This is a genomic window from Rhizobium oryzicola (assembly GCF_030504645.1).
Taxonomy (GTDB): Bacteria; Pseudomonadota; Alphaproteobacteria; order Rhizobiales; family Rhizobiaceae; genus Neorhizobium; species Neorhizobium oryzicola.
Genome location: NZ_JAUKWQ010000010.1, coordinates 22,578 through 43,264, shown reverse-complemented (window position 1 = coordinate 43,264; position 20,687 = coordinate 22,578). Strand labels below are relative to the sequence as shown.

Genomic DNA, 20,687 nt, shown 5'->3' with positions numbered 1-20,687 from the left:
CATGACTGCACGTATGGACAAGCGTTTTGCCGATCTGAAGGCTGAAGGGCGCCCCGCGCTCATCACCTATTTCATGGGCGGCGATCCCGATTACGAAACGTCACTCGGCATCATGAAGGCCCTGCCGGAAGCCGGCGCCGACGTGATCGAACTCGGCATGCCCTTTTCGGATCCTATGGCCGATGGCCCCGCCATCCAGCTGGCAGGGCAGCGCGCACTGAAGGCAGGCCAAACTCTGGCCCGGACGCTCGATCTGGCGCGCGAATTCCGAAAGCAGGATCAGGACACACCGATCGTGCTGATGGGTTACTACAACCCGATCTACAGCATGGGTGTCGAGACCTTCCTGGATGCCGCTCTGGAGGCTGGCATCGACGGTCTGATCGTGGTCGACCTGCCACCGGAAATGGATGACGAACTCTGCATTCCGGCCGTTGCCAAGGGTATCAATTTCATCCGCCTGACGACGCCAACGACGGATAACAACCGCCTGCCGCGCGTTCTGCAGAACTCGTCGGGCTTTGTCTATTATGTCTCCATGAACGGCATTACGGGCTCTGCCCTGCCGGATTTGAGCGCGATCGCCTCCTCCGTCAACCGTATCAAGGCGCATACGCCGCTGCCGGTCTGCGTCGGCTTCGGCGTCAAGACGGCAGATCATGCCCGCGCCATTGGTGCCGCGGCGGATGGCGTTGTCGTCGGTTCGGCCATTGTCGCCCAGATCGCTGGCAGCCTTACCAAGGATGGCAAGGCCTCGCCCGATACCATTTCCGCAGTCTCGACGCTGGTGCGCGGTCTCGCCACCGGTGTCCGTTCGGCGCGCCTTGTTGTCGCCGAATAACATCACCACATTGACGAACGTCAATCAGGAGCTAAGCCAGTGAACTGGATCACCAACTATGTTCGTCCCCGGATCAATTCGATGCTGGGTCGACGGGAAGTGCCGGAAAACCTCTGGATCAAGTGCCCGGAAACGGGCGAGATGGTCTTCCACAAGGACCTGGAAGACAACAAGTGGGTGATCCCCGCTTCCGGCTTCCATATGAAGATGCCTGCCAAGGCCCGCCTCACTGATCTCTTCGACGGCGGTGTGTTTGAAAGCTTGCCGCAGCCGAAGGTGGCGCAGGACCCGCTGAAATTCCGTGATTCCAAGAAATACAGCGACCGCCTGAAGGACAGCCGCGTCAAGACCGAACAGGAGGACACGATCCTCGCCGGTCTCGGCAAGGTTCAGGGGCTGAAGCTCGTGGCCGTCGTGCACGAATTCAACTTCATCGGCGGCTCTCTCGGCATGGCAGCCGGCGAAGCTATCGTGAAGGCGGCCGAACGGGCACTGGCGGAAAAGTCCCCCTTGGTGATCTTCCCGGCTTCCGGCGGCGCGCGTATGCAGGAAGGCATCCTGTCGCTGATGCAGCTGCCGCGTACCACCGTCGCCGTTAACATGGTCAAGGAAGCAGGGCTGCCCTACATCGTGGTACTCACAAATCCGACCACAGGCGGGGTTACCGCCTCCTACGCGATGCTGGGCGATGTGCATATTGCCGAGCCCGGCGCGGAAATCGGCTTTGCCGGCAAGCGCGTGATCGAGCAGACGCTGCGCGAAAAGCTGCCGGAGGGCTTCCAGACGGCGGAATATCTGCTGGAGCATGGCATGGTCGACATGGTGGTGAAGCGCCATGACATTCCGAAGACGCTCGCCACCATGCTGAAGATCATGATGAAGAAGCCTGCGGAAGAAACGACCTCTCTCGCTCTCAGCGCATAACATTCAAGAAGACGGCTGCTTAAGAGCCTCCGGGGGACATTCATGAGCCACGTTGCCCATAGCGAGGCCGAAGACGTCATCAACGAATTGATGAAACTGCATCCCAAGGGTTTCGATATGACCCTTGGGCGCATGCGTCGTCTGTTGGAAACCCTTGGCAACCCGCACTTGAAGTTGCCGCCGATGATTCATGTCGCCGGTACCAACGGTAAGGGCTCGGTGTCCGCCTTCTGTCGTGCGCTTCTGGAAGCGGGCGGCTACGCCGTGCATGTCCATACCTCGCCGCATCTGGTGAACTGGCACGAGCGTTACCGCATTGGTCGCAAGGGAGAACCCGGCCAGTTCGTGGAAGACAAGGTTCTGGCCGATGCGCTCCGCCGCGTCGCCGAGGCCAATGCGGGTCAGGCCATCACCGTCTTTGAAATCCTGACGGCGGCAAGCTTTCTGCTGTTTTCAGAAATCCCCGCCGACGTGGTGGTGATCGAAGTCGGCATGGGTGGCAGGCTCGACTGCACCAATGTTGTCGATAATCCCGCAGCCTGCGTCATCATGCCGATCTCCTTCGATCACCAGGCCTATCTGGGCGACCGCGTCGAGCTGATTGCCGCTGAAAAGGCTGGCATCATGAAGAAGGGCCGTCCTGTGGTCATTGGCCATCAGGAATTCGATGCCGTGCATGATGTGTTTCTCTCGCACGCAGAGCGGCTGTCCTGTCCCATCACCTTCTATGGCCAGGAATTCTGGGCGCATGAGGAATTCGGGCGTCTCGTCTATCAGGATGAGTTCGGTCTGGCGGATCTGCCGCTTCCGCGCCTGCCGGGTCGGCATCAGCTCGCCAATGCAGCCGCCGCCATTCGCACGGTGAAGGCGGCGGGCTTTACAGTGACTGAGGCCATGATGGAAACCGCCATGACCAGCGTCGAGTGGCCGGGCCGCCTGCAGCGTTTGACGGAAGGCGATCTGATCGGTCTGGCGCCTGAGGGCGCCGAGATCTGGCTGGACGGTGGGCACAATCCGGGTGCCGGTGAGGTGATTGCCGAAGCCATGGCAGGCTTCGAGGAGCGCCAGCCACGCCCGCTTTACCTCATCATCGGCATGCTCAACACCAAGGACCCGCTGGGGTATTTCCGTGCCTTTGCGGATATTGCCGAATACGTCTTCACCGTGCCGATTCGCGGCAGCGAGGCCGGTCTCGATCCCGTTGTCTTGGCCAATGCCGCCTATGATGCGGGCCTTGTGGCGGAACCAGCTTCGACGGTCGCGGAAGCGCTGAAGGAAATCAAGGAACGTCAGCTAGAAGGCACGCCTCCGCCGCGCATCCTCGTTGGCGGGTCGCTTTATCTCGCCGGCAATGTGCTGGCGGATAATGGGACGCCACCGAAATAAGGTCCGCCCAGCGGCGAGCCTACCCGTTCGGGATGCTCCATGGAAACCTCTCTTTATCTGCCGGTGAAGGCTTTTCTGGAAAAGTCCGGTTACACCGTAAAAGGCGAGATTGGCGGCTGCGATCTCGTTGGCTTGAGCGATGGCGATCCGCCTGTCGTGGTCGTTTGCGAACTGAAACTCAGCTTCAACCTCGAACTCATCCTGCAGGCGGTTGATCGTGCAGCGATCTCGGACGAGGTTTGGATCGCCGCTAGAATTTCGGCGAAAGGCAAGGGCAGGGAGGCGGACAAGCGCTATCGCGATCTTTGCCGTCGTCTTGGCATCGGCATGCTGGGTGTCTCGGACGGTGGCGATGTCAACATTATCGTCAACTCCGTCTCGCCCATGCCGCGCACCAACCCCAAGCGGCGCTCACGCCTGATGCGTGAACACAAGAACAGGCGCGGCGATCCGGCGCTTGGCGGCAGCACGCGTATGCCCGTCATGACCGCCTATCGCCAGAATGCCCTCACATGTGCCGCAAATCTTGTCGACGGACCGGCCCGCGTGGGAGATCTACGCAAGGCGGTCCCGGATGCAGGCAAGATCCTGCTCTCCAATGTCTACGGCTGGTTCGAGCGGATCGAGCGGGGTGTCTACCAGTTGACGGATAGCGGGCGAGATGCGCTAAAGCGATGGCCGCAGGGACAGCCATAAAAAAAGCCCGGCGAAACCGGGCTTCTTTGCATTCCTAGTATCATGCCACTCAAGCGGCGCTGGAAATCCAGCTCGTCAGCGCGGTCTTCGGTGCGGCGCCAACCTTGATGTCGGCCACTTCGCCGCCCTTGAACATGGCGAGCGTCGGGATGGAGCGGACGCCGAACTGGGCAGCCAGTTCTGGGTTTTCGTCGATGTTGAGCTTGGCGATCTTCACCTTGCCGGCGAGTTCGCTGGCAATCTCTTCCAGGCTCGGCGCAATCATCTTACAGGGGCCGCACCACTCCGCCCAGAAGTCCACGACAACGGGCTCTGCGGAATTCAGGACTTCCGACTGGAAGTTGCTCTTATCGACTTTCACGGTAGCCATGGGGCTCTCCCTTCATAAATCTGTGTTGTCTGAAATGTGATGCGCCGCGTCACCTTATTCAATGGTGCCTATCTCACTTTGTGTTGAGCTCCGCAAGCGCACCATCCAGAACCTCTTGTGACAGACTAACCACGCGTGCTGATTCGGTATAGACCAGCACGCATTCGATTTCATGTTTCGGATAAAGCGGCTTCAGGACTTGAGCGTAGATCGCCAGCTGTCCTCGATGAGAGAGCGGAATGTCATGCATGCCGCGCGGCGGGAAGCGGTTGGTCTTGAAGTCCACGATAATGACCCGGCCATCGTCCGTGACGGCAAGCCGGTCGATGCGGCCGGAGACGGCGCGATCCTGGCCCTTGAGCCGGAAGGTGCCCATCAATGACACTTCGGCGCGGCTGCCTTTCGCGAACACTGGCTCCAGCTCTGGCTGCTCAAGCACCCTCAGAACGGCCTCTGCCAGTGCCTTTCGCTCCGCGCCCGGCCAATAGGCGGCGGCGCGCGACAGATAACGTTCAGTCGCCACGCGCCACTCGTTCTTCGGAAAATCCGGCAGCGTTTGCAAAAGACGGTGAAGAAGCCGCCCCTTCTGCAGGGCGCGTCCCGCAGACGCCGTTTCGCCAAACAGCGGTGAGACGAGCATGGTGTCATCATCTTCATCATCGATGCTGATGCCAACACCAGAGGGGCTCAAAGGGCGGGGCAAAGGCGGCATGGGTGGCGGCGGTGCATTAAGTGCCGCTGGCAACCCGATATCAGGCCGCTCCTCATGCCGAGCCTCTTCGCGTGGCAGCGAGCGCTGCGGGCCGGCGGGGGCTCGCCAGCGATAGCCGGCCCATTCCTCTCCGTTGGTCGAAAATTGCGCTGGCAGACACAGATCGGAATTGGCAGCGAGACCACGGGCAATCATCGCCTGCCAGCTGCCGTCATTTTCCAGCTTGCCGCGATAGCCGCAGACGATCAGCCGGTCCGCCGCCCGCGTCATGCCGACATAGAGCAGCCGGCGATATTCCTCTTCCGCCGCATTGCGCAGCCGCTCGTCATCGGCGCTGGTCAGCATATTGGTCAGCGTCTTCGAGGGTATCCAGGCCGGCACCGGCTGGCCCTCGACCTGCAAAAAGCGGAATTTCGGCACATGGGAGTGGACGAAGGCTTTGGAGCCGCTGTCAACCAGGAAGACGACAGGTGCTTCCAGCCCCTTGGAGGCGTGCACGGTCATGATCCGCACTTCGTCGCGACCGCTATCCTGCTCACGCTTGATTTCCGGCGTCTCCACCTCCAGAGCGGAGATGAAGGCCTGCAGGCCCGGCAGCGCTTTGCTCTCCTGCTCCAGTGCCAGAGTCAGGAACTCGTCCAGAACGTCGCTCGCCTCGCCACCAAGGCGACCCAGAAAACGCCGTCGCCCACCGGTGGCGCTCAACACATTTGCAAAGAAGTCGTGGACACTGAGCTGTCGCGACAGGGCCGTTAGCCGCTCAAGTTCATCTGCCACGGCCTTGAAGCGCGGCTGCCCGTCCTCCGCATAGGCCTTGAGGTGATCCCAAGCTGAAGCTTCCTCCGGTCGGAGCGCACAGACGGCAAACACGTCCTCTTCGCTCATGTCAAAGAGCGGGCTCTTCAGAAGTGCCGCGAGCGAGAGGTCGTCATGCGGCTGTAGCACGAAGCGGGCAAGCGCCATCAGGTCTTGGATGGCGATATGACTGGTCAGCTTCAACCGGTCGGCACCGGCAACCGGAATATTACCGCGTTTTTTCAAGGCACGGGTCAGGGCATTCACGAAGGCATCGCGCTTGCGCACCAGAACCAGTATGTCACCGGGGCGGATGAGCCGCTCCGTGCCTTTTTCAATGATCGTTTCACGCCCGACCAGCTCGCCGATATGGGCAGCGATCCGGCTCGCGAGAATGGCGGAGGGCGCCTTGTCGGGCGTCGCATCGAAGGGGGCCGTCCAGTCCTCCTCCATCTCGCTCGCTTCCGGCACGATCGTTTCCCAGAGGTCGACGGCGCCGGGATGACCGATGCGGTTGGAACGATGAATGACCGGATCGTTCCGCGCGCTGAGGCCTCGTGCGTTATCCTCCAGTGCGAAGACTTGATCGACCGCGCTCAACACATCCGAGGTTGAGCGGAAGGAAAGGGGAAGCCGGACGGAATGAAAACTCAGGCCGCTGTGGCGTACCCGGCGCTCGGTCAGGCTGCTTTCCTCGGCGAAGCGTTCCGGCCTCGCTCCCTGGAAGGAGTAGATCGACTGCTTCTCGTCGCCCACCGCAAACAGGGTGCGCCGGGCAGCGCGGGCGCTTTGGCCGGAAAAGAAATCCTCCGCCAGTGACTGGATGACAGTCCACTGCACGGGGCTGGTATCCTGCGCCTCGTCGACCAGAATGTGGTCAATGCCCTGGTCCAGCTTGTAATGCACCCAGGCACCCACGCCGTCGCGGGTCAGCAGGTCGGCCGTGCGGGCAATCAGATCCTCGAAGTCGAGCAGGCTGCGCTGGCGCTTAAGATCTTCATAATCATGGTTGAGCCGCTCCGCCAGAATGAGGGCTGCGCGTGTTGCCTCATACATGCGCACGACCCGCAGCTTCTCCCGGCAGGTCACCACATGCTCGCGGGCTTGAGCCACCGCATCCGCCAGTTGGGGAGCGGCGGTGACCATCGCCTTCGCATAGAGCGAACTATCTGCCTTCGCCTTGCCGTCGCGGGTCAGGAACACCTGATCGAGAATGCGGGCGCGCTGAAACACATCCTGTTCGGCAGTGGCCAGCTTCAGCTGATAGCCGGCTTCGGATGCCTTGGCGCCACCCTTGCTTTCCGCGAGATCCAGATAGAGCGTCAGCAGTGGGCCGGAGAGGCCGGCCAGCGGCCAATAGGCTTCGGCAAGACTGCGTTCCGTTTCATGGGGATCAAGACCGAGACGATCTCGAAGCACCGCATCGCGCCCACCCTCGGCTTCTGCCTGCATGAGGAAGGCGCGGATTGCCGTCCGGCTGGCGATGATATCCGAGAGCAGATTTTCCAGACCCGTCTCGTCGCCAAGATCGAGAACGTGCTCGAAGGCAGCTGCCAGATCCGCATCTTCCTCCGCCGAAGTCGCGGTCAAAAGCGAGCGCCGTGCCTCCGCCAGAAGGGCGGTCGCCGAGGCATCGTCCAGAACCGAGAAATGGCCCGCAACATTGGCTTCCAGCGGAAACTGGTGCAGCAGCGCCTCGCAGAAGGCGTGGATGGTTTGTATCTTCAGACCGCCTGGCGTTTCCAGGGCCTTCGCAAACAGGCGGCGGGCTTCCGCCAGCTTGATGCGATCCGGTTGCACACCTTCAATGGCGGCAATGCGATCGCTCAGCGCCTCGTCGGGCAGAACCGCCCATTCCGCCAGCCGCTGGAAGACGCGGTTGGACATTTCAGAGGCTGCGGCCTTCGTATAGGTGAGGCAGAGAATGGCCGAGGGGCGGCAGCCCGCCAGTAGCAGGCGGATGACGCGCTGGGTCAGCACATGCGTCTTACCGGAGCCGGCATTGGCGGACACCCAGGCCGAACTTTGCGGATCGGAGGCCAGCGATTGCTGGCGCGTCGTCCAGTCGATCCAACGGGCGGGATCATCGCCGAGATCCGTGAGCGCGATATCATCACTCATCGCCATCTCCTTCTTCCGCATCGGCGGTGGCCCACTCCGCCACGCGGGCAAGGTGGTCATATTCGCCGCCGAAATCACTCTGCATGACCGGGATCAGCCGGGATGCGAAGCCGACCTCGCCACTGCGCAGCCGGTTCACGAAGGTGGTGAGCTGTTCGATGGAATCCTGTCCGAGTTCGATGGCTGATTTCGGCTTGCTGCGCGCCGTTTCGCGGCCACCCTCATTGTTCACTTTGTCGCACGTGAAACGTTCGCCGGGACGAAGTCGCACATAGAGCAGATCATCGGGGCGGGTTTCTCCGAGCCCCTTGAAGACACCCGCCTGCAAGGCCGCGGCTTCCAGCGGCAATTGCGGGTCCAGCAGCGCGCGCGCCTGCGAGACGGAGGGGCTGAGGCCCGTCTTGTAATCGATAATGTCAGCTGTGCCCGACCCCTTGATGTCGATGCGGTCGGCGATGCCCGTCAGCCGGATACCGGCTTGCGGCAGTTCGTAGCCGGCGGGCAATTCCGTATAGGTGCGGCGGATGTCATGCGCGCGGGTGGCCTCCCAGCGCAGGAAGGCGCGGGCCACTTCGCGAAAGCGTGGTCGCCAGACCCGATCGATATGGGGTGGCAGTCGTTCAGCATCGAATTCTTCCGCCAGAATCCGGCTCATCTCCTGCCAGGCCTGTGGGCTGCCGGCGTTCAGGTCAAGCCGCGTGTAGCGCTCGATGATGCGGTGATAGAGCGTACCGCGCTCGGCGGCACCCGGATCCTGATTGAACACATCGAGCGGGTCGAGCCGCAGGATACGCCTTGCATAGATGGAATAGGGATCGCGTCTCAACCGGCCCACTTCGCTGAAGGAATATTTCTTCGGCTGCAGGTCTGCGGGCGCGGTGGGGGAAGGGCGCTTCGCCAGCGCCTGGCCTGTGCCTTCGCCGGTGCGATCGATCTGTTCCGCCCAACTGCGATAGACATCGCCCCGCGCACGAAGCGCCTTGGCCAATGGCTCGCCGCCCAGCGCCAGCAGGCGTTGCAGCCATCGCGAGGCAACGGTCGGCGCGCCGCCCTGTTTCAGGGATCGCGAGAAGATCAGATGACGCGTACCGCAGGCCATTTCGAAGTCATGCGCCAACTGGCCGATACGGCGTTCCGGCGGCTCAAGGCCGATATCCGTCTTCATGGTGCGAGACAGGAATGGGTTATTGACGGATTGCCCCGGCCAGGAGCCTTCGTTCAAGCCGCCGAGGATCATGGTGTCGACCCGTTGCAGACGGGCTTCGAGAGTGCCGAAGATGAAGACGCGCGGATGGGCAAGTGACTTCGGCTTTACCGCCTGCGCCGTCAAAAGCGCAGTCATGATGTCGATCCATTGCGGACCATCCGCCTCGATCTGCCCGTCGGTCTCAATGATGTCGCCCAACAGTTCCGCGAGACGCCCGCCAGCTTCCCCGCCCCACAGCGATGCCAGGTCACCCGATGCCGCGCCGGCCACCGCCTCAAGCACGCGGCCGGTTCGTGTCGCCCAGTCCGCCAAGGTCAGCCGAGCGGTAAAGCGGCGGCCATCCGCGCGCTTGCCCACCAATGCAGAGGCCAGGGGTTCAACCGCTTCCGCAATGCGCTCCGCCAGCGCTTTCGCCTGCTCTGCTGCACCCTCCGGCAGCGACAGCCGCCATTGTGGAGGATGGCGATCCGTCTCCTGTTCCTGCAACCGCCGTTCGAGAAGCGGTGCAAGCGTGGCGATATCCATCTCACCGGTGCCGCCGCGCAGGGCCAACAGTTCAAGCGCCTCGCCGGCAATCCTGCAGTGATCTGAGGTGAGGCCGAAACAGGCGAGCGGATGCTTGATCAGCCCGACAATGGCAACGGGGTCGCCGGGCCGCAGGATTGCTTCCAGAAGCAGCGTCACCAGCGTACCCTGCGGCGTCGCGGAAAGCGGCGTGCCAGCCGTATCGTCGGCGGTGATGCCGAAACGGGCCAATTCCGCGCTCACGCGTCTTGCCAGCGCGCGATCCGGTGTGATCAGTGCCGCCTGCGAGGGGCCTGATGCACCCGGCTTTTCCAGCGCCAGGCGAAGCGCAATGGCAATCGCTGTTGCTTCCTCCCGCTCGTTCGCGGTCTCGATCAGCGAGACATCCTGAAAGGCGTCCAGAACATCGGGTATTGATGCCGTCTCGCGCCAGCGGTTCCAGCGATCGGTCGCACCGGCTGGCGCCAGGGCCTGCGAGATGGTTGAGGCGCGGCACTTGAGGTCCACTGGCTCCTCGCCAAGGACGGCGACATCATCGCGCTCCACCTTCAGCTTCTGCAGCAGCCGGAACAGCCCATATTGCGGATGGCTGCGGGTTGTGGGGTCCGGACGGTCGGTTACGACACCGGGAAGCATCGCCCATTCATCATCCGGCATGGACGTATCGAGGCCCGGCAGGATGACGACGCCTTCAGCAAGATTGGCGATGGTGGCAATCAGTTCGGCCGCGGCCGGAACGGAACCGGTCGAGCCCGCAACGATGACAGGCCCCGGATGCAGCCGCTCGGCGATCCGCCGGGCTTCCGCTTTCAGGATGGAGGCTTGATGCTTGGCCGGAGAAGAATGTTTCAGCTCCGCCAGACGCGCCGGCCAGAAGGCGCTGGCAATCTTCAGGAATTCGGCCGTCAGCTGCCACCAGAGCGAATGTTCGCCGGTCTGGAGTTTGTCGAGCTCCGACCAGTCGCGGTCCTCGGTCTCTATGGCGTCGATCAGTTCGGCCAGAGCGCGGGCAAGCCATATCGCATCCGCGGGGCTTGCAGGCGCAATCAGCGGCGAGGTGGAATGAACATCCGTGATCGCCTGCGGCAGCGTGTTGCGCCAGGCGAGGATCAGTCGCCCCAGTTCAAGGAGCCGGGCCGTGCCGCCGATCGGCATGGCGAGATCCATTTCTTCCGGTGCGACCAGATCGAAATAGCCCATGTCGTCATCGGTTTCGCCAAGCGGCCGGATCAGCGGCAGGATGGCGGAGTGACCGCCTAAGAGATCGACGAATTCCGAGCGCAGCACGCGGGCTGCGCGCCGCGTCGGCACGTAGATCGTCACATTGGCAAGCGAGAGGGGGGCAGCGGGATCATAGCGGAAGGCGGGTGTCAGCCGCCCATCACAGAGCGCGGCGGCGACGGTGCCGAGAAACGGTACCGACGGCGGTACCGTGAAAATGCGCTTGGGTGACCCCACGCCCGCCATCAGGCGCGTTCCGGTAGCCGGGCGAGGAAGGCCTCCGCCTCCTGCAAAGCATCCGGGGAGCCGACCGTCAGCCAGTCGCCCTCGAGCGGCGTTCCGAAAAGACGGTCGCGGGCGATCGCCTTGTCGAAGCTGAGGTTCAGGTTGAAGGCATCCGCCGGAGCATCCTCCATGAAGGCGGTGTCCATGGCAAAAGCTCCTGCATAAACGACGGGATTGGCCTGCCCGTCCTGATAGCGGTTCAGCCTGCCGTTCTCTGCCATGTGGAAGTCCTTCTTGCCATCATGGCCGATGGTGCGATCCATGGGAACGCAGAGCATGGCCATGTCCATGCTATCGGGATCATAGAAGGCATTCAGGCGCGTCAGGTTGGAAGGCTGCGCGTGAGGCTCGTTGACCCAGAACAGGTCAGCATTCATGACGATCACGGGGCCGGGCGGCAAAAGCTTCAGCCCCTTCACCAACCCGCCGCCATTGTTCATCAGTCGGGCGCGCTCGTCGGAAATCAGGATCTCGAGATCGCGTCGCGTCTCCAGATGCGCCACCATCTGGTCGGCGAAATGATGCACGTTGATGGAGACCCGCTCCACGCCGGCCCCGGCCAGAATATCCAGCACATAATCGATCATGGGCCGGCCACCAACAGGCACCAGAGGCTTCGGCATCCTGTCGGTAAGGGGTCGAAGACGCGTGCCAAGCCCGGCAGCCAGCACCATCGCATTCCGGATTGTCATTCGAGCACGCCTATTCTTTGCTGAAGGTCATTCCAGCCGCAAGGCACCACGCCTGAAGTTCCGCCAGCGCCGGATGCGACAGCGCACTATCGAGGTAATGCAGCGTTCGCGGCATATGCTTCAGGTAGCCCGGTTTGCCATCCCGCTTCAAGAGCCGGACCCAAAGTCCGGCCAGCTTGCAATTGCGCTGTGCGGCCATGATGGCAAAGGCGGTGCGGAAGCCGTCCGCATCGAAGCCGGCTTGCTGGCCCCGCAAGCGGAGATAATGCGCAAGCAGTTCGCCCTGCAGTTCATCTGGAATGGTGACCCGCGCATCCATGACGAGCGAGGCTACATCATAGGCCGTCGGCCCGATCATGGCGTCCTGAAAGTCGATGAGACCGACGCGCTGAAGCCCTTGTCGATCATCTCGCCAGATCAGGTTGGGCGAATGATAGTCCCGCAAGAGAAGATGAGTTTCCGCCGATTGTGCCGTCTCAATCAGCCCGTCCCATATGCGCGAATAGCTCTCGCGCTCCGCCTCCGTTGCCGGCTCTCCATCACGAAGCCAAGGCAGGTACCAATCCAGCAGCAGGCGCGTTTCGATCTTCATCGCGACGGGATCGAAATCCGGCACCTCGTGGACATGCTCCGGCGTAACCGGAATCCGGCGAACAACCGGCGTCGCATGCAGGTGAGCAAGGCATTCGACAGAGGCCGTGTACCGGTCTGGAATAGGCCGACCATCCGTATCCAGCACGCCAGCTTGGCCAAGATCTTCCAGCAGCATGATGCCGGCGTCGTAATCCACTGCCAGCACCTCCGGTGCCGCAAGGCCGATGGTGCGAAGATGCTGCGCGATCGCCACGAACGGATAGCCGTCTTCTGCGAGATGGGCGACCTTTGGATAGGGCTTGCCGTCCAGAACCGGCGGCCCATCCGGGCGGCGCGGCCAGTCCATCAGCACCAGACGCTGTCCATCCACGGTCGTGATTGTCTCATAGGCGCGGAAGGAGGCGTCGCCGGTCAGATAATGGCGCCAGGCGCCTGCGTAGCCGTGTTGCGTCAGGAAAGAGCGGATCGCAACGACACGTTCGATCCGTGCCAACTTGTCCGCAGGGGCCATTATGGAGGCACGGCGTCCGTCGCCATCGTGGGTGAGGGTGATGCGGATCTGATCCACGGGAAGTGCGTCTTCCGCCACCTCAGGCCACTCGACCAGGCAGATACCGTTCGCCAGCGCCTCGTCAAAGCCGAGCTCGTCCAGCTCCGAGGCATCCGCCAGCCGGTAGAGGTCGAAATGGGCGACCGGAATGGTGAGATCGTAGAGCTGCACCAGCGTGAAGGTGGGACTCGGCACTTCCAGTTCGGGATCATCCGCGAGTGCGCGCAGGAAGGCACGCGCCAATGTGGATTTTCCAGCACCGAGATCGCCGGAAAGAGCAACGCAGTCTCCGACCTTTAATGCCAGCACGAGATCCTGGCCGAGGCGGATCGTCTCCGCCTCATCGCCAAGCGTCAGAACAAACTCGGTCGTTTCGGTCATTCGGCAGCGATGGAGCGGGCCGAGATGGCACTGGGAATGCGGCAGGTAACCGTCGTACCCTCGCCGGCACGCGTGTCGATCTTCACGTCACCATTGTGCAGGGTGACAAAGCTCTCGACGATGGAAAGGCCGAGGCCCGCACCGCTGCGCTTGCCGCCCTTGCCGCTGGAGAAGCGGTTGAACACTGTCTTCAACGTGTCTTCGTCAATGCCGGGACCCTTGTCGGCAACGGAGAAGAAGAAGTCGGTGCCGCTGCGCCAGCTGCTGAGCGTGATGGTGGACCCTTCGGGCGCGAAATTCGCGGCATTGGTGATCAGCTTGATCAGGATCTGCTTGAGGCGCTGCTGGTCGGCAACAATGGTGCCCATGCCCCGCGGCGCGACGATTTCCAGCGTCACCGCGTTTTCATGCAGGCGATCTGCGATCTGCATGGCCACATCGTCCAGCAGGTCATCGATGTCCATCTCGCTGTAATTCAGCTGCATGATGCCGGCATCGACGGTGGCGAGATCGAGGATGTCGTTGACGATGGTCAAAAGCACCGAGGACGATGTCGAGATATGATCGACATATTCCGACTGGCGCTCGTTCAATGGTCCGATGCCTGGTGTCTTCAGAAGATCGGTGAAGCCGATGATGTTGGTCAGCGGTGAGCGCAACTCGTAGGAGACGTGCTGAACGAAATCGTTCTTCAACTCGTCCGCCTTGCGCAGGGCCTCGTTCTTTTCCTTCAACGCTCGCTCGGCGCGTGCGCTATCGGTCATGTTGACGAAGGTCAGCATGGTCTGCGCGTTCGGCAGCGGAATGACGGCATAATCGAGAACGATGCCGGAATAGAGTTCGAAGGTTCCCTGTAGCGAAGGGCGCTGGTCTTCAAAGCTTGTCAGCATCTGGCCGAAATGGCGCCAGCCATCCGGCTTGTCGTATTCCAGTGCGCAAGCCGCCTCGATGGAGCGGATATGCGTGCCCGGTCGCGTCTGGTCCTCGCTGAGACCCCAGAGGGCGCGGAAGGCAGGATTGGAGAGTCGGATGCGCCCATCCGGCCCAAAGACGGCAACGCCTTCGGCCAGGTGATCGATCGTTTCGCCCTGTACCTTGACCAGCGTATTGTAGCGCGTTTCGAGATCGACCTGTTCGGTGAGGTTCTCGAACACCCAGGTGGCCCCACCTTGCGGGTGTGCGGTCGCGATGACCTGCAGGGTCTGGCCGTTCGGCAGATGCCAGCGATTGGTTTGGGTATCGAGCGCGCGGTAGACGGAGAGAACGGATTCCTTCCAGTTGCGCCAGTTGAGCTGTTCCGGAACCTTGTTCTGCGCCCGCAGACGATCCAGAAGCTCGTTGTTGTCGGGCCGGCTTTCCAGGAAGCCGAGATCGAGATCCCAGAGCCGCACAAAAGCCTGGTTATAGAACTGCAGCCGTTGCTCGCGGTCGAAGATGGCAACGGGTGTCGCCAGATGATCGAGCGTCTCCGCATGGCTTTTCAGCGTACGGGTCAATTCGGCCCGCACGCTTTCCGCTTCCGTCACATCGATGGCCATGCCGGCGGAACCTGTCGTTCCCACCACGTCCACCACGTCGAAAACCGTTCGGTTGCCGCGCACCACGGTCGAGACGCGGTCATGGAAGGGCGAGTTGGATGTCGCTGTGGCGCGAATTTTCTCGCGTGCAATCGTGCCCAGGAATTCGCGCGAATCCTGCACCGCATGTTCCGGAGAACAAGCCTCGACAGCCTCGCCATAGGCGTGGTTGACCCAGGCCAGTTGGCCCTCTGCATCACGTTGCCAAACGGGTTGTTCGAGTGCATCCAGAAGCGACTGAAACAGCGTGATGGACGAGACGAGCCGTTCACGCTCGATTTTGAGTTCCGCCAGTTCAGCGCGAAGATTGTTCAGTGCCACGAAACGAACGAAGGCCTTGCCGCCGGAAACGCGGCCCTGCACCTCGAGCACCTCGTCCCTGACGGTTTCGGCCACCATATCGAAGGAGCGGGCATTGGAACGCAGTCCCTCGATGGCGCGTTCGACCTCTGCCGCTGAATGGGCCTTCAGCCAGCGACCGAATGCCAGGAATTCTCTGTCATCAGAGGGAGCGCCTGTTTCGGCAGGCAGTTGGCCGAGAATTTCCGCAGGGGCGCCGCCGGCATCCCACAAAACGATTCTTCGGTTCTTGTCGGCAATCAGGGCTTCGTAACGGGAAATCCTCTGTTGCGCGTCAGAAAGCGCCGAGCGCATCTCTTCCGTTTCCGCTTCAAGATTTCCACGCTGGCGCATCAGCCATGCTGCCGACAGCAGTGCCGCCGCGATGGCGCCGACCGCGAACGAGGAGAAGATCACTTCCGAAGAGGTAAAAAGCTTGCTCGCAGGGTTCGCCGATTGCTGCGCAAGCGCAACACCCGCAACGCCTGAAAGTGCCGTGCCACAAAGCCCTGTTTTCAGCGATCGCAACAGTCCGTTCAGGCGCCCTCGTGCGCCTGCCCGTTCCTGTCTATAGAGTTCCAATGCACCCGAAGAGGAGCCCGCCTTGGTTCCTCTATCGGATTTGGCCCGCTTGCGCTGAGCCGAAAATTTTACCGCCATTCCGGTCTGTCTCCGTCCATGTGCCGCATCGTCGACAAGACATCCCAGTTCGCGCAACGCCTTCGCGGCAGCGCGAATCAAGTCATTAAACAATACTTGCTTCGCACAGCCGCGCAAAGATCTGCGGGCAAAAAAGAAGCCGCGGAAAAGTCAAGTCCGCGGCTACCATATATTGTGGATTAGTCAGCTAATCTTAGTATCTGTAGTGCTCGGCCTTGAAGGGGCCCTGCTTGGATACACCGATATAGGAGGCCTGCTCGTCCGACAGCTCGGTCAGCTTAACGCCGAGCTTGGCGAGATGGAGGCGCGCAACCTTCTCGTCCAGGTGCTTCGGCAGGATGTAGACGTCGTTTTTGTAGGCGTCCGGCTTCGTGAAGAGTTCGATCTGCCCCAGAACCTGGTTGGTGAAGGAAGCCGACATCACGAAGGACGGGTGACCCGTGGCGTTGCCGAGGTTCAGCAGGCGGCCTTCGGAGAGAAGGATCATGCGGTTGCCCTTCGGGAACTCGATCATGTCCACCTGCGGCTTGATGGTCGTCCACTTCAGGTTCCGCAGAGCCGCGACCTGAATTTCGTTGTCGAAGTGGCCGATATTGCCGACGATCGCCATGTCCTTCATCTCGCGCATGTGCTCGATGCGGATGACGTCCTTATTGCCGGTCGTGGTAATGAAGATGTCGGCCGAGGAGACGACGTCTTCCAGCTGAACCACTTCGAAGCCGTCCATGGCAGCCTGCAGGGCGCAGATCGGGTCGACTTCCGTCACCTTCACGCGCGCACCGGCGCCGACCAGCGAAGCAGCCGAACCCTTGCCCACATCGCCGTAGCCGCAGACGACGGCAACCTTGCCGGCCATCATGACATCGGTTGCACGGCGAATCCCGTCGACCAGCGATTCCTTGCAGCCATACTTGTTGTCGAACTTCGACTTGGTAACGGAGTCATTGACGTTGATGGCCGGGAAGGGGAGGAGACCCTTCTTGGAGAGTTCATACAGGCGGTGAACGCCCGTGGTGGTTTCTTCGGTCACGCCCTTGATGGCATCGCGCTGCTTGGTGAACCAGCCAGGAGAAGCCTTGAGGCGCTTCTTGATCTGCGCAAACAGGATCTCTTCTTCCTCGGAGCCCGGGTTCGACAGGACGTCTTCGCCGGCTTCGGCGCGTGCGCCGAGCAGAATGTACATGGTCGCATCGCCGCCATCGTCCAGGATCATATTGGAGAGGCCGCCATCGCTCCACTGGAAGATCTTGTCGGTGTATTCCCAATATTCTGTCAGCGATTCGCCCTTGACGGCGAAGACCGGGATACCGGCCGCGGCAATCGCAGCAGCAGCATGGTCCTGCGTGGAGAAGATGTTGCAGGAGGCCCAGCGCACGTCCGCACCAAGAACCTTCAACGTTTCGATCAGAACAGCCGTCTGGATCGTCATATGCAGCGAGCCGGAAATGCGCGCGCCCTTCAGCGGCTTTGACGTTCCGAATTCCTCGCGGCAGGCCATCAGGCCCGGCATTTCGGTTTCCGCAATATTGAGTTCCTTGCGGCCGAAATCGGCAAGGGCGATATCGGCGACGATATAATCTTTTTCAGCGCTCATGGTGGCTCTCCAGTACACGAGGCTGCCTCTTCTCGAAGGCAGCGGAAGCGCCATTGCCCATGGCAACGGCCATGCCTGCCGTTTAGCAGGCTTACCGGAAACTAGCAATAAGGATATAAAGAAGTCTTTATATGATCGCTACATCTCTTCGCCAAAGCGATCTTCTACGAGATGGGTCAATGCCGCCATGGCGGCCTCCGCGTCTTTGCCGCTGGCGGAGACTTCGATGGTGCAGCCAGGGCTGGCAGCCAGCATCATCAGCCCCATGATAGAGGTGCCGCCGACAGTCATCCCGTCCTTGGATACGGTAACCTCAGCCTCGAAGCCTTCAACAGTCTGCACGAACTTGGCCGAGGCGCGGGCGTGCAGGCCTCGCTTGTTGATGATCAGGAGTTCGCGGGAGATGGTCGTCATCGACACTTTCACTTGCCGCTCAGAACGCGGCTTGCCACGTTGATATATTTCCGGCCTGCATCTGCCGCATCAGCCAGCGCTTTTTGCATGTCATTGTCAGCGCGAACACCTGCCAGCTTGATCAGCATGGGCAGGTTTACCCCTGCAATCACTTCGACCTTGCCGCTGTTCATCACGGAAATCGAGAGATTGGAGGGTGTGCCGCCGAACATATCTGTGAGGATAACCACGCCATGCCCGTCATCTGCTTGGCCTACGGCGTCAAGGATGTCCTGCCGCCTCTGGTCCATATCATCTTCAGGCCCGATGCAAACGGTCTCGATATTCTTCTGAGGACCAACGACATGTTCAAGTGCATGACGAAATTCCTCAGCCAGCTTGCCATGAGTGACAAGCACAAGTCCGATCATGATGAAATCACCCCTCGATACAAGGATACGCGCGGGCTCATGTCGCACTGCAACAGGTACCACGGCGGTGGGAAGCCATCTTGTCCATGTAAAGTTGAAGTGCAAGCAAAAATCTTGAAGCAACCGTCAGCAAAACGGTCTTTCCGCACAAAGTTCGGGTCTAAGCGCCGCAATCGCGGCCAACGGATCGATAAAATCGGCGCGCATACGGATCAGTGGAAGGCTGCCTCCGCAGGGCAGAGAAAACGTTTCATGCTCCGGTGGAAGCCGTTCACAATCGCTCTCCTGCATGCGAATCGCTAGATGCATCACTGCGCGTTCCACGCTTTCAAAGCGTCCGATCCCGCAGCCTCTGAGTTCGATCATTCCCGCAATTGCGGGTGGCCGTCGGGCCAGCACCCTTTCATTGTCGATTGACACGAAGACCTGATCGTCCGCTACGAGTGCGGCAAAAGCACCGCTACGTTTGGCCATCGCGAGGCAGTTGAAGGCGAGCGTGGACTTGCCGCTTCCAGAAGGCCCGGTGATCAGCAGACCCCGCGTGCCGATGACGATTGCCGTGGCATGCAGGTTTACCTCTGAGCTCATGCACTCCCCCCTGGAGGGAGCGATAGCGTAAAGCGGGCACCCATGACATTTCCGGTCTTAGCATCGACCAGATTTTCTGCCTTCAGCGTTCCCCCATGCGCTTCGGCGATCTGCCGGCTGATGGAAAGGCCAAGGCCGGAATTCTGCCCGAAGCTCTCGCCTTCCGGGCGGTCGGTATAGAAGCGCTCGAAAATGCGGTCGATATCCTCGGCCTGGATGCCGGGACCGTTGTCATCCACCTGCACGGTGATGCGCCCGCGGCTCTGGAAGAGACGCAGCGTGATCCTGCCGTTCTTATCCGGCACGAAGGAGCGGGCGTTTTCGATGAGGTTGGTAATGATCTGGCCGAGGCGCAGATCGTGGCCCTGAACCTTGTAGTCGATCTTGACCCCTGGCTTGTGGTCGGCGGAAAACTCGATTTCCACAGGCTTGCGGCCGGTCCGGATCTGCTTGGAAATTTCGACCAGATTACCGACCAGCATCTCCATGTCGACCGGTGCCGAATCAGAGCGCGCGAGTTCTGCATCCAGGCGTGATGCGTCGGAGATATCGGTAATCAGGCGGTCGAGACGGCGCACGTCGTGGAAGATGATGTTGGTCAGGCGCTGTTTGGATTCGTCCGTCTTGGCGAGCGGCAGGGTCTCGACGGCGCTGCGCAGCGAGGTCAGCGGGTTCTTCAGTTCGTGGCTGACATCGGCAGCAAAGCTCTCGATCGCATCGATCCGGTCGTAAAGCGCATTGGTCATGTCGCGAAGCGCGATCGACAGGTTGCCGATTTCGTCCTGGCGTGCCGAAAAATCCGGTATCTCCTCGCGCTGCTTCACACCGCGGCGGACGCGAATGGCAGCCGCCGAAAGGCGCCGCAGCGGGTTGGCGATGGTCGAAGACAAAAGCAGCGACAGCAGTATGTTGACCAGCGTCGCAACGCCGAATACGCGCATGATCGCTAGTCGTTCGGCATGGACGATATTGTCGATATCACCGGCCTGCGTCGACAGAAGCAAAACGCCCAGCACAGCACGGAAGCGCTGGACCGGAACCGCGACCGAGACGATCAGTTCGCCCTTGTCAGTTACGCGCACCACGGCGCCGCGAACACCTGTCAGCGCATTCATCACTTCGGGGTAAATCGAGCCGTCACCGCCCGGCGCTTCCTTATAGGCAGGCAGATTGCCGGGCTGAAGAAGGCGGTTGAAGATGCTGGCAACCCAGTCGCTCCAGGTCGTCGTCGTCTCACCCTCTACTGGCGGCAGATCGTAACGCAGCACCTGACCGCGGGAATAGAGATGACGGGAATCGAGCAGCATATTGGCATCTGCATCGAAAAGGCGTGCACGAGTGCGGGTCGGCGAAATCAGCCGGCGAAGAACCGGCGCCACACGCTCCGGATCGATGGGAAAATCCAGATCCTCATCATTGGGAACCGGTGTGATGCTTTGTCCAGCCTGAAGTTCCAGCAGCTTTTCCGGATCGATGGTGATGGAATTGGTATCGACAGAAGCCGACGCGGAAATCGCACCGGCTATGATTTCGCCCTGCGTCAGAAGGCTTTCGACACGGGCATCGATCAAGCCCTCGCGAAACTGGTTGAGGTAGAGGATACCCGCCACCAACACGACCGTCGCCGCGATGTTGAAGAACAGGATGCGGCGTGTCAGGCTGGAAAACACTGCATTGCCGAAGATGCGGCGGATCAGCGTGAAGGGGTGTGACCAAAGCCTGCGGCCCGTTCGGCGAGCCTCGCCGTCCGACACATTGGTCACATCGCTGTTGATCGTCTGGTCGGCCACGCCTTTCCCTTTCAG

15 protein-coding genes are annotated in these 20,687 nt (G+C 61.1%); 4 read left to right on the top strand and 11 right to left on the bottom strand.

The window, feature by feature from the left end; translation table 11 throughout:
* Position 1: 1 nt before the first annotated feature.
* The 4 genes from trpA to Q2T52_RS21710 are packed head-to-tail and all read left to right on the top strand — an operon-like array spanning position 2 to position 3,847.
* A complete protein-coding gene (gene trpA, locus Q2T52_RS21725; RefSeq protein WP_302078978.1) occupies positions 2-841 on the top strand; it encodes a tryptophan synthase subunit alpha in 840 nt (279 codons plus the stop codon).
* A gap of 39 nt (positions 842-880) precedes the next feature.
* Entirely contained in the window at positions 881-1,765 is an 885-nt protein-coding gene (gene accD, locus Q2T52_RS21720; protein ID WP_302078977.1) for an acetyl-CoA carboxylase, carboxyltransferase subunit beta, read from the top strand.
* 42 nt (positions 1,766-1,807) lie between these two features.
* On the top strand, positions 1,808-3,151 hold the full coding sequence (locus tag Q2T52_RS21715; RefSeq protein WP_302078976.1) for a bifunctional folylpolyglutamate synthase/dihydrofolate synthase: 1,344 nt from the start codon (positions 1,808-1,810) through the stop codon (positions 3,149-3,151).
* A 39-nt stretch (positions 3,152-3,190) separates the two neighbouring features.
* A complete protein-coding gene (locus Q2T52_RS21710) occupies positions 3,191-3,847 on the top strand; it encodes a DUF2161 domain-containing phosphodiesterase (RefSeq protein ID WP_302078975.1) in 657 nt (218 codons plus the stop codon).
* Between the two features lie 49 nt (positions 3,848-3,896).
* Here Q2T52_RS21710 and trxA read toward each other — a convergent pair whose 3' ends face one another.
* From trxA to Q2T52_RS21655, 11 genes are all read right to left on the bottom strand, one after another.
* Positions 3,897-4,217, bottom strand: coding sequence for a thioredoxin (gene trxA, locus Q2T52_RS21705; RefSeq protein WP_302078974.1), 321 nt, complete (start codon positions 4,215-4,217; stop codon positions 3,897-3,899).
* A gap of 73 nt (positions 4,218-4,290) precedes the next feature.
* Positions 4,291-7,845 (bottom strand): double-strand break repair helicase AddA, encoded by a 3,555-nt coding sequence (gene addA, locus Q2T52_RS21700; protein WP_302078973.1) that lies wholly within the window; start codon positions 7,843-7,845, stop codon positions 4,291-4,293.
* Positions 7,838-11,044: a double-strand break repair protein AddB gene (addB, locus tag Q2T52_RS21695; RefSeq protein ID WP_302078972.1), complete on the bottom strand. Its 3,207-nt coding sequence runs from the start codon at positions 11,042-11,044 to the stop codon at positions 7,838-7,840. The genes addA and addB overlap by 8 nt, the downstream gene beginning before the upstream one ends.
* A complete protein-coding gene (locus Q2T52_RS21690; protein WP_302078971.1) occupies positions 11,044-11,775 on the bottom strand; it encodes a nucleotidyltransferase family protein in 732 nt (243 codons plus the stop codon). The genes addB and Q2T52_RS21690 overlap by 1 nt, the downstream gene beginning before the upstream one ends.
* Positions 11,776-11,785: 10 nt before the next feature.
* On the bottom strand, positions 11,786-13,300 hold the full coding sequence (gene tsaE / locus Q2T52_RS21685; protein ID WP_302078970.1) for a tRNA (adenosine(37)-N6)-threonylcarbamoyltransferase complex ATPase subunit type 1 TsaE: 1,515 nt from the start codon (positions 13,298-13,300) through the stop codon (positions 11,786-11,788).
* Entirely contained in the window at positions 13,297-15,876 is a 2,580-nt protein-coding gene (locus Q2T52_RS21680; protein ID WP_302078969.1) for a PAS domain-containing sensor histidine kinase, read from the bottom strand. The genes tsaE and Q2T52_RS21680 overlap by 4 nt, the downstream gene beginning before the upstream one ends.
* Positions 15,877-16,069: 193 nt before the next feature.
* Entirely contained in the window at positions 16,070-17,470 is a 1,401-nt protein-coding gene (gene ahcY, locus Q2T52_RS21675) for an adenosylhomocysteinase (RefSeq protein ID WP_302078968.1), read from the bottom strand.
* A 138-nt stretch (positions 17,471-17,608) separates the two neighbouring features.
* Positions 17,609-17,884, bottom strand: coding sequence for an HPr family phosphocarrier protein (locus Q2T52_RS21670; RefSeq protein WP_302078967.1), 276 nt, complete (start codon positions 17,882-17,884; stop codon positions 17,609-17,611).
* Positions 17,885-17,892: 8 nt separating this feature from the next.
* Positions 17,893-18,294 (bottom strand): PTS sugar transporter subunit IIA, encoded by a 402-nt coding sequence (locus Q2T52_RS21665; RefSeq protein ID WP_302078966.1) that lies wholly within the window; start codon positions 18,292-18,294, stop codon positions 17,893-17,895.
* 126 nt (positions 18,295-18,420) lie between these two features.
* Positions 18,421-18,882, bottom strand: coding sequence for an HPr kinase/phosphorylase (locus Q2T52_RS21660; RefSeq protein ID WP_302078965.1), 462 nt, complete (start codon positions 18,880-18,882; stop codon positions 18,421-18,423).
* Positions 18,879-20,672, bottom strand: coding sequence for a sensor histidine kinase (locus Q2T52_RS21655; RefSeq protein WP_436799573.1), 1,794 nt, complete (start codon positions 20,670-20,672; stop codon positions 18,879-18,881). The genes Q2T52_RS21660 and Q2T52_RS21655 overlap by 4 nt, the downstream gene beginning before the upstream one ends.
* Between the last annotated feature and the right edge of the window lie 15 nt (positions 20,673-20,687).

Bases quoted from the DNA above. Each gene is read 5' to 3' on its own strand.
- trpA (WP_302078978.1), top strand. From the start codon at position 2: ATGACTGCACGTATGGACAAGCGTTTTGCCGATCTGAAGGCTGAAGGG.
- Q2T52_RS21715 (WP_302078976.1), top strand. From the start codon at position 1,808: ATGAGCCACGTTGCCCATAGCGAGGCCGAAGACGTCATCAACGAATTG.
- Q2T52_RS21710 (WP_302078975.1), top strand. From the start codon at position 3,191: ATGGAAACCTCTCTTTATCTGCCGGTGAAGGCTTTTCTGGAAAAGTCC.
- trxA (WP_302078974.1), bottom strand. From the start codon at position 4,217: ATGGCTACCGTGAAAGTCGATAAGAGCAACTTCCAGTCGGAAGTCCTG.
- addA (WP_302078973.1), bottom strand. From the start codon at position 7,845: ATGAGTGATGATATCGCGCTCACGGATCTCGGCGATGATCCCGCCCGT.
- addB (WP_302078972.1), bottom strand. From the start codon at position 11,044: ATGGCGGGCGTGGGGTCACCCAAGCGCATTTTCACGGTACCGCCGTCG.
- Q2T52_RS21690 (WP_302078971.1), bottom strand. From the start codon at position 11,775: ATGACAATCCGGAATGCGATGGTGCTGGCTGCCGGGCTTGGCACGCGT.
- tsaE (WP_302078970.1), bottom strand. From the start codon at position 13,300: ATGACCGAAACGACCGAGTTTGTTCTGACGCTTGGCGATGAGGCGGAG.
- Q2T52_RS21680 (WP_302078969.1), bottom strand. From the start codon at position 15,876: ATGGCGGTAAAATTTTCGGCTCAGCGCAAGCGGGCCAAATCCGATAGA.
- ahcY (WP_302078968.1), bottom strand. From the start codon at position 17,470: ATGAGCGCTGAAAAAGATTATATCGTCGCCGATATCGCCCTTGCCGAT.
- Q2T52_RS21670 (WP_302078967.1), bottom strand. From the start codon at position 17,884: ATGACGACCATCTCCCGCGAACTCCTGATCATCAACAAGCGAGGCCTG.
- Q2T52_RS21665 (WP_302078966.1), bottom strand. From the start codon at position 18,294: ATGATCGGACTTGTGCTTGTCACTCATGGCAAGCTGGCTGAGGAATTT.
- Q2T52_RS21660 (WP_302078965.1), bottom strand. From the start codon at position 18,882: ATGAGCTCAGAGGTAAACCTGCATGCCACGGCAATCGTCATCGGCACG.